This is a genomic window from Candidatus Symbiopectobacterium sp. NZEC151, from assembly GCF_025962655.1.
In the GTDB taxonomy this organism is placed as follows: domain Bacteria; phylum Pseudomonadota; class Gammaproteobacteria; order Enterobacterales; family Enterobacteriaceae; genus Symbiopectobacterium.
Map to the genome: position 1 here is coordinate 963,575 of NZ_JAGFPE010000001.1, position 12,213 is coordinate 975,787.

Below are 12,213 nucleotides of genomic sequence, written 5' to 3' on the forward strand. Positions count from 1 at the left end.
TTACTACTGTTACGCGGCGTCGTTATCCGCTTCAACGGCTTGATAAAGACGTTCCAGTATGTCAGGAAAGGCCGACTGCACCCGGTTCCAACTTGGCACGAAGGGCTTATCACCGGGGCTTTCACTGTATGCCTGGCCGGACGCGGTAATCACATCCGAGAACAACTCAACCGCCAGCTCTTCACCGTGGCGATCGAAAGCCAGGCCATTCATTTTGGCATCATGCTCGAAAGCATCGATCATATCCAATGCGGTACGGTAATAGGTGGCACGCAGCACGCGGAACGCGTCGGTGGTAATGGCGACGCCCTGTATTGCCAGCTTGCGGTACAGGGCTTTGGTAATGTCCATGGCCATGCGCTGCAATCCCGAGTCGGGATTGTCTTCAGACATGGGCTGATGTTTGTGATCGTAATTATCGGCGATATCCACCTGGCAAATGCGGCTGGTCGCCGTGCCGCGATGTATTTCTGACAACACACCAATTTCTAATCCCCAGTCGCTCGGAATACGCAGGTTATTCAGCACGTGGGTGCGCATCGCAAACTCCCCGGACAAGGGATAACGGAAGCTGCGCATGTAATCGAGATAGTCCGAATTGCCATAAACCTTTTGCAGCGATTTCAGCAGCGGAAAAACCAGAAGTCGGCCAACACGCCCATTGAGTTTCCGGTTAGCAACGCGAGCATAGTAACCTTTGCAAAAATCATAGTGAAAGTGCGGATTGGCAACCGGATAGAGCAGGCGAGCCAACATCTCACGGCTATAAGTGACAATGTCACAATCATGAAGTGCAATGCAGGCGCTACGGCGTGACGCAAGCGCATAGCCAATGCAGAACCAGACATTTCTCCCTTTGCCTGGCTCTTCGGGAGCCAACGATTTTGCTGCCAATTCCTCACTCAATGCGGTAAGCCGCGGGCCATCATTCCAAAGAATCCGATGCCGCTGTGGTAAACGAGAGAAAAAGGAGCGAGCGTATTCAAATTGCTCGCGGTCGGCGCGATCCAGCCCGATAACGATTTCTGTCAGGTAGTTAACCTGCGACAGTTCATCAATGATATGCGTGAGTGCAGGGCCTTCCAGTTCAGAAAAGAGCGACGGCAGTATCAGACCCATACTGTTTTGACCAGAAAAAACCTGCAACTCATACTCCAGTTCTTCGGGATTTCTTCTGGTAAGATTATGAAAATTGGTAATTATCCCATCCTGATAAAATTCACTCATCGCATACCTCGCGTTTCTTGTTGTCGGAAATGAAATGGCATAGACCTTCACTCCATCCCGTTGGCCCAGTGTCGTGCGTGAAATAGGCCTTGCCCGTGTAAGCCTCTCCCAGTGTGATGTGCTGCTGGCTTTGGCTCTTGATCACCACGGCATAATCGGTGCTTTGCAACAAAGCAATGTCGTTGGGGCCATCCCCCAGACTCAGTGTAATGGGTGTCGTTCCGGTAACTTGCTGATATTGCAGACGTAGCCAACTGGCCGCACGCCCTTTATTGATGCCTTTACCCATCACATGATAGAAGCGTCCACCTTGCGTCAACGCTAACCCGTGGCGATCCAACAGATGGATAAAGCGTTGCAGTGCAGCGTCATCGTCGTGCCACAGCAACGGCTCAGACGCTTGACGCTGGCGCGCGCGTTTGGCGTCGGCTAACGGCAAGCCGGTAAGTGTTGCAACGTCAGAATCGGTCAGGGTTGAAAAGCCGCTGAAGCTAAAGGACTGTTCCAATCGAAGACGTTCTAGTACAGCGCAAATCTCAACATAGCCAGCCGAAAATAGCTTACAAGGGTAATCAGCATGGGTGTGCCAGTGTTCAGGCAATGCGACGCTGGCCCCGTTCTCCGCAATAAAGGGACAGTGTTCCAGCCCCAACTCACGGCGAATCAGTAGGGTTTCGCAGGCGGTTTTACTGGTGGTAATGATGACGGGAATACGGTGTTGTCGCAGGCGCCGCAGCCAGTGCGCAGCGGGTTGCCAGTCGTAGGTATCGTGATCCAGCAGTGAACCATCCAGATCGCTAAAAATGAGCATATCATCACCAAGCTCAGGCATATCGCGTCTCCTGTCATCAATACCGGCGTCGACCACGCCGGCAATGTGTTGGAGCAGGACCAACCGTGTAAGCTGAGCCTACCGGGCCTCACAATGTGATGCAAATCACACAACAAACTGTATGTACAAATACGGGATAATGCAAAGCACCCCGGTTCAAAGCCCTTTCTTTTCGGAATAACCCCTGTTCTGTTGTGCGGCGATCGCTATTGATTTGCATCATTATCGTTAAATTAAAGTTAAATAATGAGTTGCCGATAGACTATTCACAGGGAGCTCGTCGCAATGGAATGTTGATTATAGGTAGGATCAACACCAGGAGAGCCATAATGGCCATACCCGCTATAAATAAAAAAACAATGAGTACTCGCGCACAAATGTTACTGACCGGTGCGCTGACCATCGCTCTCGGTTTTACTGTGACGATTGGCGTTCTGAGCTGGCAATCGAGCCGCGAACAAAAATTTCTGGCAGAAAGCTACTTGCAGCAAATCGCGCAGAGTGAGGCGCTGAAAATTCAGCAAGAGCTCAATTATGCGCGTGATGTGGCCCACAACCTTGGACACAGCCTGATAGCGCTTGCCGCCGCTGGCGTGCGGGATCGTGCGGTTGTCGACAAGCTGATGGAGCAGGCGCTGCGTGATAATCCTGACTACCTTTCTATTTCTGTGATTTTCGAACAAGACGCGTTCGACGGGCGGGATGCGGAGTTTGCCGCGCAACCCGGTCAGGCACCCAACGGCCGCTATGCCTGGTTTGTCGATCGCGATCAGGCAGGAAAATTCAACATGCATCCGCTGTTATCTTATGCGACGCCGGGACAGGGGGATTACTACCTGCTGCCGCAAAAGAGCCAAAAGGATACGCTGATCGAACCCTATTCCTACGCCTACAACGGTGTACCAACGCTGTTGACGTCCGTGGCGGCCCCCATCGTGTCACAGGGCAAACTGTGGGGCGTAGTGACCTCGGATATTTCTCTCGCATCATTACAACAGCGGGTTAACCAGATAAAACCCTGGGAAGGCGGCGGCTATGCGATGCTGCTTTCCAGCGCGGGTAAAGTGATCTCTTATCCGGATAAAACGCAAACCAGCAAAGCCTGGCAGGGCGAAACCGACAATTACACGTCTGCGGTACTACAACATCATGATGCCATTTTGGGTGAGGAGGCCTTGGTTACCTGGCAGCCGGTTACCATTGGTAACAGCGCTGACAAATGGTACCTGGGCGTGGTTGCACCGGTTAACGCAGTCATGGAAGCCTCTGAGCGTCAGTTACGCAATGCATTGATTTTAATGGTGCTCAGTATTCTTTTTGTCAGTGCGCTGCTGGGCATGGTGTTCAACCGTAAAGTGCTAAAACCGCTGGGCGGCGAGCCGCTCGAGGCTGCAACCATCGCCTTGGCCGTCGCGGAAGGACAACTGAGCAATACGATTGTGGTACAGCCCAACGATCGCAAGAGTCTGTTTTATGCGCTGAATACCATGCAAACACAGTTACGGCAGGTTGTGGGGCAAATCAAAGATGCCAGCGGTGCGGTGCGACAAGGCGCGGCAGAGATAGCCAGCGGCAATATCGATCTGGCCTCACGCACCGAGCAACAAGCCGCAGCGCTGGAGCAGACGGCTGCCAGCATGGAGCAGATTACCGCCACGGTAAAACACAATGCCAACAATGCGTATCAGGCAACGGTGTTGACCGAAAATGCCACTAAAATTGCCCTCAAAGGGGAAGGGTTGGTGAGTCAGGTGGTGAAAACCATGGCGGAAATCGATGAAAGTGCGAGGAAGATCGGTGACATCACCACCATGATCAACAGCATCGCATTCCAAACCAATATCCTGGCATTGAACGCCGCAGTCGAAGCGGCACGGGCAGGGGAACAGGGAAGGGGATTTGCCGTAGTGGCTTCAGAAGTGCGCAACCTGGCACAACGCAGCGCCAGCGCGGTCAAGGATATCGCCACCTTGATCGAAGAATCCAGCCAGCGCGTTGGAAGTGGTGTTCAACTGGTGAACGATGCGGGTAAAACCATGCAGGAAATGACGCAGGCGGTCAGTTCTGTACAAAGTATCATTGGTGAAATTGCCACTGCATCAGATGAGCAGGCGAAAGGCATTAGCCAGGTCAGCATTGCCGTCAATGAAATGGATGGCGTCACCCAGCAAAACTCTGCCTTGGTTCAGGAGATGTCCGCTGCGGCCAGTTCGCTTGAGGAGCAATCCCTCTTGCTGGCACAAACCATTGAACATTTCCGTCTGAATGCAGAACCAACGCTGGCACTGCCCGGCGCACGCTAAACGGCCGTACAACGCGTCACCCAAGGACGGTATCATTGGTTTATTATTCTGATGATACCGTTCACCACACCACGCGCGCCTAACGACGTCCCCGCACATGGGTATTGGCAGACCATTCATAGGTGGTATTAGTATCAGGTTTAAATTTATTTTTCTTCTGCTCTGCGCGAGCCTGCTTAGCTGCCGACTCGCGTTCTTTCATCAACTTATCGATGTAATCGTCTTTAATACGGTTATTTTCAGCGTTGGTTAACGTTCGACCTCGTTTCTTCCTTTCCTGATCCAGCAGCGTTTTGAGCTGTCGCTGTTCACTTTCAGTCATGTCTTTCTGTGTCAGTCTGGGCATAGGAGGGTATCTCGTCGTGGGTTAGAAAATCCATTGTAGAGTAAATTAGCCAATTTTACATTGGTTTCAATGCCATTGAACGTCAGATGCTTATATATAGGGCCTGGTGGTTATTTTGCTTCAGATTATAACCAGTGGATTTTTCACCAGGAAAAAAGATGAAAGGAATCTTATGAAGAAATTTGGGGTATTAATTTTCACCTTGACGTTGAATATTTGTGTACCCACCTCCGCTCAGGGAACCCTGTCAACAACGCCGCCACGGATGGATAATATTGAAAACGTTTTAGCGTTAAGCGGCCGAGCGGGGGTTATTCCTGCAAACAGGTTGGTTGTCTATTATGGGAATTTTAACTCTCGTAGAATGGGAATACTGGGTGAATATCCTGCACCTGAGCTGTGGAAAAGATTGACCGCTGAAGCTCAGGAATGGGAAAAAGCAGATCCCTCAAAGCCTGTTATTCCTGGATTGGAATACATCGCTACCGTAGCAAGCAACCAGCCTGGACGAGATGGCCTCTATCGTAACCGGATGAGTGATAAACAAATTGATATCGCGCTGTCAGTGGTAAGGATGACGCCGGGTGCTGTACTTATTCTGGACGTTCAGCCCGGCCGGAGCGATTTGCACCGTGAGATATCTCGCCTTGAACCTTTTCTTATTCAACCGGATGTTCATTTAGGCATAGACCCTGAATTTATCATGATGGGAAAATCCATTCCGGGTGCGAGAATCGGAACAATTAACGACAAGGATATCAACAGGGTCGTTGATTATCTTTCGGCATTGGTTGTAAAAAATAATCTGCCACCCAAAGTATTAGTGGTTCACCGTTTTACTAAAAAGATGGTGACAGGATTTGATAAAATAAAATCAGATCCAAACGTGCAGGTAATATTGAGCATGGATGGGTGGGGTGCTCCTGAAACAAAGGTTTCAACGTATGAAAAAGTGGTATCGGCTGAAAAAGGGGTATTGTATCCGGGTATCAAAATTTTCTATAAAAATGATATCAGAAAACCGCCACACAGACTGTTATCTAAAGCTGAAGTGCTCGGTTTGCAACCTCAGCCGGTTTATATTCAATATCAGTAGTTGTGGTGTGAATCGTCATGTAGATCATTCCAGTCCTGCAAAATAAGAGTTGCTTTATAACTATCTGTGAGCTTTTAAAAGACTATGTCTGCTTAAAACCTTGTCTATGTGATAAGTAATGCAGAAAGGAACGCCTTTATGGTCTGTCTACAATAGACATGCCCAAGTCTGGCTGGTGTTGCTTTGTGAAGATGCGTGCGTGATGGCGATGTGCGAGAAGCGTATCTCGTATCAGCCAGTAAAGTGGCGATGAGGCTGAAAAGTGGCACTTGATGAACGAAGAACAGTCGCTGGATTTACCAAAGCCCATCATGACCGCAAAACACCAGATTTCGCCTCCTTATCCATTGGTTCGCATAATGTATATTATGTTAAATTACATGTATGCAACCCAGAACACCTGTGCTACCTATCCCACCTCACCTCTTTTACTTGGTTGATCTTATCCAGATGCGATAAAGCCGCTTAATGGTTTATCGCACCCGGTCCTGTTTGAACGGTTGAACTGGGGTTATGCTGTTATTGCAATGCAGTGAGAATTTGCATCGCCGCTTTGACGCGCATCGGGTTAGGATAATTTTTATTAGCCAACATCACTATCCCAACCTGCTTTTCGGGAATGAAGGCAACATAGGCACCGAAACCGCCAGTTGCACCGGTTTTATGTACCCATGAGGCAGCCACAGGTGGTTGAGGCTGATTATCGATGACCTTTTGCGGACTCAACGCCACGGTGTTATCGCTGCCGGAGATTATCTTATCCGCCTGCCCAGGCCAATCGAGCATTTCCCAGCCCAGCCCTTGATAAAGTGCATCAGTGCGGTAGTAACGCGTCTGTGCGATATGAATGCCTTTTTGCAGCACGCGATCGGTGACCTGGTCGGGATTCATATTGGCTTGCATCCACGCTAACATATCTTTCGATGTCGTTTTTACACCATAAGCCTCTGCATCTAAGGCACCAGGAGAAACTCGTACCGGCTCACCATTTCGGTATCCCCACGCATAATCTTTCATGGCAGAGTCAGGTACTGTTATAAAAGTATGGGTGAGTTTTAACGGGCTAAATACGCGTTGTTGCATTGCTTGCTCATACGTCATCCCTGTATTTTTTGCCGCTAATGCGCCAAACAGCCCAATGCTGGAATTCGCGTATTGCCGCATTTCACCCGGAGCCCATTGTGGTTGCCAGTGCAGATAGAACTGTAGCAACGCAGAAGGCGTTGTCACCTCGTCTGGAACTTGTAATGGCAAACCGCCTGCGGTGTAGGTAGCCAATTGCAACAGCGTAATGTGTTGCCACTGAACGGTATTTAACGCCGGCCAGTACTTCTTGGCGGGATCGTTGAGCGCAATTTCCCCCTTCTCGACCGCCACACCGCCCAGCACGCCATTAAAGGTTTTACTGACCGAACCCAGCTCAAAGAGCGTATTTTCTGTCACCGGGCGAGCAGGTTTTACCTCCGCCAGACCATAATTAAAGAAGTAAGGCTTGCCGTGAATCAGCACTGCTACGGCCATACCAGGAATGTTTTGTGATTTGAGTAAAGGTTCAATGGCTTCATTTACCGTTTTTTTTACATCCAGTGTGGCCGATGCAATACTGGAAAAGGAAACGCACAGAGAGGCCGAAATCAGAATAGACGGAAACACATTTTTCATAATAAATCTCATGATAATAGTGAGCGCATTAGCACTTCTCATGGCCAGCATCATCACTGGCTATGTTGATTATAGCGCTTATTTTTTTAACAAAATCGAAACAGTGTTAATCCTGAGCGTGTTTCGCACGCTGTTTATGCCCACCTTATCCTCCAGTCTACCGCCCCGCTTCCCTTCACTGCCCCCGCTAATCCCTATCGAACGACGTTTCTACTGAAAGAAATGTTCGGTTTTTTTAGTTTTTGCATAATCAACCAAATAAATGAGGTTTTATCGAAAACACGTCTCATTATTTTTTCATTAAGTTGATGGTAAATAAGCCTTCATTTTGTTGCAAGTAACAATGACCATTACCCTGCATTCTCATTGCTCAGCGGTTTATTTTATCGACACCGCTTATATTATATTCTTGGCAAGGTAATAAAGATGGTTTTTTAGTTTATCTCATTAATGCGCCGTTATTTATGACGGCAGGGATCGCTTTTGTCTGCGGAGTTGTTGACGTTAATGTTATTTTTCTCGGAGAGATATAATGAAATTAAAGTTAGTTACGTTGGCAATGGCTTCATTGATCACACTCAACGCCCATGCTACCGCCATTGATTATCAGCATGAATTTAAAGATTCATCAAACGGGGAGCACAATGATAGCTTTAAGTTTTCGACGCTTTTTGAGCAAGGTTTTGGGTTGTCAGCAGAAGCGCGCTGGGCTCAGCATGCTAATGATAAATCGGAGAAAAGTCCGTTCAGCGAACGGGTCAGTAGCGGTACGGAAGTCGTCGCCAGTTACTCTTATGATGTAAACAAAGACTTTTCTTTGGAACCTGGGTTTTCGTTGGAATCCACTGCTGATTACAACAGCTATCGCCCTTATCTGCGTGGCAAGGCGAATATTACCAACGATCTTTCCGTATCATTGACCTATCGCCCTTATTATAAACGAAACAGTAAAAATATCGGAACACCGAAACAAACTACGGAAAAGGGGTATAATCTAACGTCAGCTATAGCGTATAAATTTCTTAATGACTATACGTTTGAATATGAACTGGATTATCAAAACTCCAATGAGGAAAAGGACAACCCGTCAGAAAACAAGAAATATGCATTTAGTCATGATTTTAAATTGAGCTATCAATGGGATAAAAATTGGCGCCCTTACCTTGCTGTCGGTAATGTTCCCGCGATAGACAAAGGGAATGATCGACAAACGCGCTACCGTATCGGGGTTCAGTATAGTTTCTGATATATCGGGGCGTAAAAAAGCCGACACCAGAGATGCTGTCGGCTTTTATTTTCAGATCGCTACGCTTTTAGTAACTGCAATGCGCACGCTTTCACACTTTCCAGCAGGAGTTTAACGTCTGCCAGGCAAACGGTAGGATTCAGCAAGGTAAGTTTCAGGCAAGTCACCCCGTCGGATTCGGTAACGCCCACATTGGCGCTGCCAGAAGCGAGCAGTGCGTCACCAATGCGTTGGTTCAGCAAGGCGACTGCCGCTGCGTCGCCAGACTCAGGGCGGAAACGGAACAGCACGCTGGCCAGTTGTGGTTGCATCACCAACTCCAACTGCGGCTGCTCGGTCACAAACTGTGCAACCTGTTGTGCCAGCGTTACGCCATTATCAATGATTTCGGCGTACTGCTTCTTACCCAATGCTTCAAGGCCCATCCACAATTTCAGAGCATCGAAACGGCGTGTTGTTTGCAGCGACTTCGATACCAGATTCGGCACGCCCTGCTCTTCATCAAAGCCTGAATTCAGGTAAGCCGCCTGATAGCGCATCAGTTCATAGTGGCGGGCATCTTTCAGCAAAAAGGCACCGCAGCTGATGGTCTGGAAGAATTGCTTGTGGAAATCCAGCGTGACGGAATCCGCCAATTCAAGGCCATCCAGGTAGTGGCGATATTGCTCAGAAAGCAACAGCGCGCCGCCCCAGGCTGCGTCAACGTGCAGCCAGATGTGCCGTTCGGCCGCCATAGCCGCAATTTCTGCCAAGGGGTCGATGGCGCCGGCATCGGTGGTTCCAGCCGTTGCGACGATGGACAGCACCTGCTCACCATTGGCGTCGGCCTGTGCCAATTTCGTGGACAAATCACTGAGATCCATGCGCGAGAACGCATCCGTTTTTACCAGCGTAACGGATTGATATCCCAGTCCCATCAACGCCATGTTTTTTTGCACGGAGAAGTGTGCATTTTCAGAACACAGCACTTTGATTTTGCTCAGATCGCCGGTTAAACCATGCTGCTGAACGGAATGTCCCTGACGTGCAAAAAAGGCATCCCGCGCCAGCATCAATCCCATCAGGTTGCTTTGGGTGCCGCCGCTGGTGAATACGCCAGCGTCACCCGCCGTATAACCTACTTGCTGGCGTAACCATTCGATCAGCTTCATCTCAATGATGGTGGCTGAAGGGCTCTGATCCCAGGAATCCATGCTTTGGTTGGTGGCGTTAATCAGCACTTCTGCCGCCTGGCTGATCACCAGACTCGGGCAGTGCAGATGGGCAACACATTGCGCGTGATGCACGGACAAACTGTCTTTAAGAAAATATTCAACAGCGCGCTCAATGGCGACCTGGTTGCCTAGCCCCTGAGACGTAAAGGATAACTGGATACGCTCACGCAACTGCTCAACGGTCTTGCCTTGATACATTTCGGGCTGCTGTAACCACGCCACGACAGCCTGGGTACTCTGCTCGATAGCGTCCTGATAGGCGGCAATGCTCTGCGCCGAACTTGACAGAATAGGGTTTATATCAGACATTAGATGGCTCACTCCGGTTAAACAGGCTTGACGCCAGCATTCAGCAATGCACTTTCGAATTTATCGAAGAAAATGTCCAACTCGGCATTGGTAATAAGCAATGACGGCAACAGACGCAATACGCAACCGTTGCGGCCACCCCGTTCAAGGATCAGGCCAGCTTCAAAGCATTTTTTCTGCAACAGCGCTGAGAGTTCACCGTCCGCCGGGTAGCATCCCATCTGATCCTGCGCTTCATGGGGTTTCACGATTTCAATGCCGATCATTAAACCAAGACCGCGCACATGACCGATCACCGGGTAGCGTTTTTGCAGTTCGGCCAGCTTGGCTTTCAGCCATTCGCCCTGTGCAGCAACCTTATCTGCAATCCGATCGTCTTTAAGGATTTTGAGCGTAGTCAGGCCGGTGGCCATCGCCAACTGGTTGCCACGGAAAGTGCCGGTGTGGTGACCGGGTGCCCATGCATCGAACTGCTTTTTGATGCCCAGCACGGCCAGCGGCAAACCGCCACCGACTGCTTTGGACATGACGATGATATCGGGTTCGATGCCCGCGTGTTCGAACGCGAACAGTTTACCGGTACGGGCAAAGCCAGCCTGTACTTCATCGATAATCAGCACAATGCCATGCTCTTGAGTCACTTTGCGAATGCGTTGTAACCACTCTGCCGGCGCCGGGTTGACGCCCCCTTCACCTTGTACGGCTTCAAGGATCACTGCGGCAGGCTTTCGCACTCCGCTTTCGACATCGTTGATCAGATTATCAAAATAGTAGGTCAGCGCTTTAACGCCCGCCTCGCCGCCGATGCCCAGCGGGCAACGGTATTGGTTCGGATACGGCATAAACTGAACTTCAGGCATCATGCCATCGACAGCTTCTTTGGGGGACAGGTTACCCGTGACAGCGAGCGCACCGTGGGTCATACCGTGATAGCCCCCGGAGAAGCTGATGACACCAGAACGACCGGTCACTTTTTTAGCCAGTTTTAACGCGGCCTCGACGGCATCGGCACCGGAAGGACCGGTAAACTGCAAGCAATATTCTTTGCCCTGACCCGGCAGCAATGACAGCAGATAAGAGGAAAACTCGTCCTTTAACGGCGTGGTCAGATCAAGGGTATGTAACGGTAAGCCACTGGTAATGACACTTTGAATGCTTTGAAGCACATCAGGATGATTATGACCCAGTGCCAGGGTTCCGGCACCGGCAAGGCAGTCAAGATATTGATTATTCTCAACATCAGTAATCCAAACGCCCTGCGCTTTGGCAATCGCCAAGGGCAATTTGCGCGGATAGCTCCTGACATTAGATTCAAATTCAGCTTGTCTTGCTAAAAAGGTTTCATTGCGTTGCGGTAATGAATTAGCACTCAAAGTATCAATACGGACTTTATCCGTCATCATATCACTCCTACAACCGCGGGTATGGTTAACGCCGGGTTGAATAATGGTTTAAGGGGTAAAAAACGCGGCTAATATATGTTGTTTAAGCAATGGACTCAATATTTTATTTTGTAGGGATATTGGCGGGATTTCACGCAGTTATAAATAACAAAAAAAACGCCAGACAGACTTAACTTAGTTAAATTGTAACTAATTATACCATTGCTGGTTGTGGGCTTTTCTTGTAACCTGCCGGGATTCCAGACGCATTTTGTTAATCACCAAAATATCACCTTACCGGACGTTACATGACCGCTCACATTTCAAAAGATCCTCTGCATGGCGTAACCCTTGAAATGCAAGTCAATGCGTTGGTTGAACGTTTTGGCTGGGTAAAACTGGGTCAACGGGTTAATATCAATTGTTTTAAAAGCGATCCCAGCGTCAAATCCAGTTTAAAGTTTCTGCGTCGCACCCCGTGGGCGCGCGCTGAAGTCGAAGCGCTGTATCTTGATTCGTTGAAAGAGGCGCCTGCCGCAAAAGCCGATGATGCCGATCCCTGGGCAAATAGCCGTGGTAACAAACGTTAACCTTTT

At 49.3% G+C, this 12,213-nt stretch carries 10 protein-coding genes; 4 read left to right on the forward strand and 6 right to left on the reverse strand.

Going from position 1 to position 12,213, the window contains the following annotated elements; genetic code table 11:
• Window positions 1-9: 9 nt before the first annotated feature.
• A complete protein-coding gene (locus J5067_RS04445) occupies window positions 10-1,227 on the reverse strand; it encodes a glycosyl transferase (protein WP_264650518.1) in 1,218 nt (405 codons plus the stop codon).
• Complete coding sequence (locus J5067_RS04450) at window positions 1,220-2,059, reverse strand: mannosyl-3-phosphoglycerate phosphatase-related protein (protein WP_264650519.1); 840 nt, start codon at window positions 2,057-2,059, stop codon at window positions 1,220-1,222. The genes J5067_RS04445 and J5067_RS04450 overlap by 8 nt, the downstream gene beginning before the upstream one ends.
• 329 nt (window positions 2,060-2,388) lie before the next feature.
• Here J5067_RS04450 and J5067_RS04455 point away from each other — a divergent pair, with 329 nt between their 5' ends.
• Complete coding sequence (locus tag J5067_RS04455; protein ID WP_264650520.1) at window positions 2,389-4,362, forward strand: methyl-accepting chemotaxis protein; 1,974 nt, start codon at window positions 2,389-2,391, stop codon at window positions 4,360-4,362.
• A 79-nt stretch (window positions 4,363-4,441) separates the two neighbouring features.
• Here the strand turns inward: J5067_RS04455 and J5067_RS04460 are convergent, their stop codons facing one another.
• A complete protein-coding gene (locus J5067_RS04460) occupies window positions 4,442-4,708 on the reverse strand; it encodes a DUF3811 domain-containing protein (protein WP_264642685.1) in 267 nt (88 codons plus the stop codon).
• A gap of 172 nt (window positions 4,709-4,880) precedes the next feature.
• On the opposite strand from J5067_RS04460, the gene J5067_RS04465 reads away from it, so the two are divergent.
• Entirely contained in the window at window positions 4,881-5,804 is a 924-nt protein-coding gene (locus tag J5067_RS04465) for a hypothetical protein (RefSeq protein ID WP_264650521.1), read from the forward strand.
• A 519-nt stretch (window positions 5,805-6,323) separates the two neighbouring features.
• On the opposite strand, the gene ampC is transcribed toward J5067_RS04465, so the two are convergent.
• Window positions 6,324-7,466: a class C beta-lactamase gene (gene ampC / locus J5067_RS04470; protein ID WP_264628218.1), complete on the reverse strand. Its 1,143-nt coding sequence runs from the start codon at window positions 7,464-7,466 to the stop codon at window positions 6,324-6,326.
• Window positions 7,467-7,998: 532 nt separating this feature from the next.
• Here ampC and J5067_RS04475 point away from each other — a divergent pair.
• Window positions 7,999-8,712, forward strand: a complete 714-nt coding sequence (locus J5067_RS04475; RefSeq protein ID WP_264642687.1) for an oligogalacturonate-specific porin KdgM family protein — start codon at window positions 7,999-8,001, stop codon at window positions 8,710-8,712.
• A 59-nt stretch (window positions 8,713-8,771) separates the two neighbouring features.
• Here J5067_RS04475 and J5067_RS04480 read toward each other — a convergent pair whose 3' ends face one another.
• Both J5067_RS04480 and J5067_RS04485 read right to left on the reverse strand, forming a co-directional pair.
• Window positions 8,772-10,235 carry an aspartate aminotransferase family protein gene (locus tag J5067_RS04480; protein WP_264650522.1) on the reverse strand — a complete coding sequence of 488 codons (1,464 nt, stop codon included), beginning with the start codon at window positions 10,233-10,235 and terminating at the stop codon, window positions 8,772-8,774.
• A 17-nt stretch (window positions 10,236-10,252) separates the two neighbouring features.
• Window positions 10,253-11,635, reverse strand: a complete 1,383-nt coding sequence (locus J5067_RS04485) for a diaminobutyrate--2-oxoglutarate transaminase (RefSeq protein ID WP_264643726.1) — start codon at window positions 11,633-11,635, stop codon at window positions 10,253-10,255.
• 290 nt (window positions 11,636-11,925) lie between these two features.
• Here J5067_RS04485 and J5067_RS04490 point away from each other — a divergent pair, with 290 nt between their 5' ends.
• Window positions 11,926-12,207, forward strand: a complete 282-nt coding sequence (locus J5067_RS04490) for a VF530 family protein (protein WP_264628876.1) — start codon at window positions 11,926-11,928, stop codon at window positions 12,205-12,207.
• The last annotated feature ends 6 nt before the right edge of the window (window positions 12,208-12,213 follow it).

Bases quoted from the DNA above. Each gene is read 5' to 3' on its own strand.
- J5067_RS04450 (WP_264650519.1), bottom strand. From the start codon at position 2,059: ATGCCTGAGCTTGGTGATGATATGCTCATTTTTAGCGATCTGGATGGT.
- J5067_RS04490 (WP_264628876.1), top strand. From the start codon at position 11,926: ATGACCGCTCACATTTCAAAAGATCCTCTGCATGGCGTAACCCTTGAA.
- J5067_RS04480 (WP_264650522.1), bottom strand. From the start codon at position 10,235: ATGTCTGATATAAACCCTATTCTGTCAAGTTCGGCGCAGAGCATTGCC.
- J5067_RS04460 (WP_264642685.1), bottom strand. From the start codon at position 4,708: ATGCCCAGACTGACACAGAAAGACATGACTGAAAGTGAACAGCGACAG.
- ampC (WP_264628218.1), bottom strand. From the start codon at position 7,466: ATGAAAAATGTGTTTCCGTCTATTCTGATTTCGGCCTCTCTGTGCGTT.
- J5067_RS04485 (WP_264643726.1), bottom strand. From the start codon at position 11,635: ATGACGGATAAAGTCCGTATTGATACTTTGAGTGCTAATTCATTACCG.
- J5067_RS04445 (WP_264650518.1), bottom strand. From the start codon at position 1,227: ATGAGTGAATTTTATCAGGATGGGATAATTACCAATTTTCATAATCTT.
- J5067_RS04465 (WP_264650521.1), top strand. From the start codon at position 4,881: ATGAAGAAATTTGGGGTATTAATTTTCACCTTGACGTTGAATATTTGT.
- J5067_RS04475 (WP_264642687.1), top strand. From the start codon at position 7,999: ATGAAATTAAAGTTAGTTACGTTGGCAATGGCTTCATTGATCACACTC.
- J5067_RS04455 (WP_264650520.1), top strand. From the start codon at position 2,389: ATGGCCATACCCGCTATAAATAAAAAAACAATGAGTACTCGCGCACAA.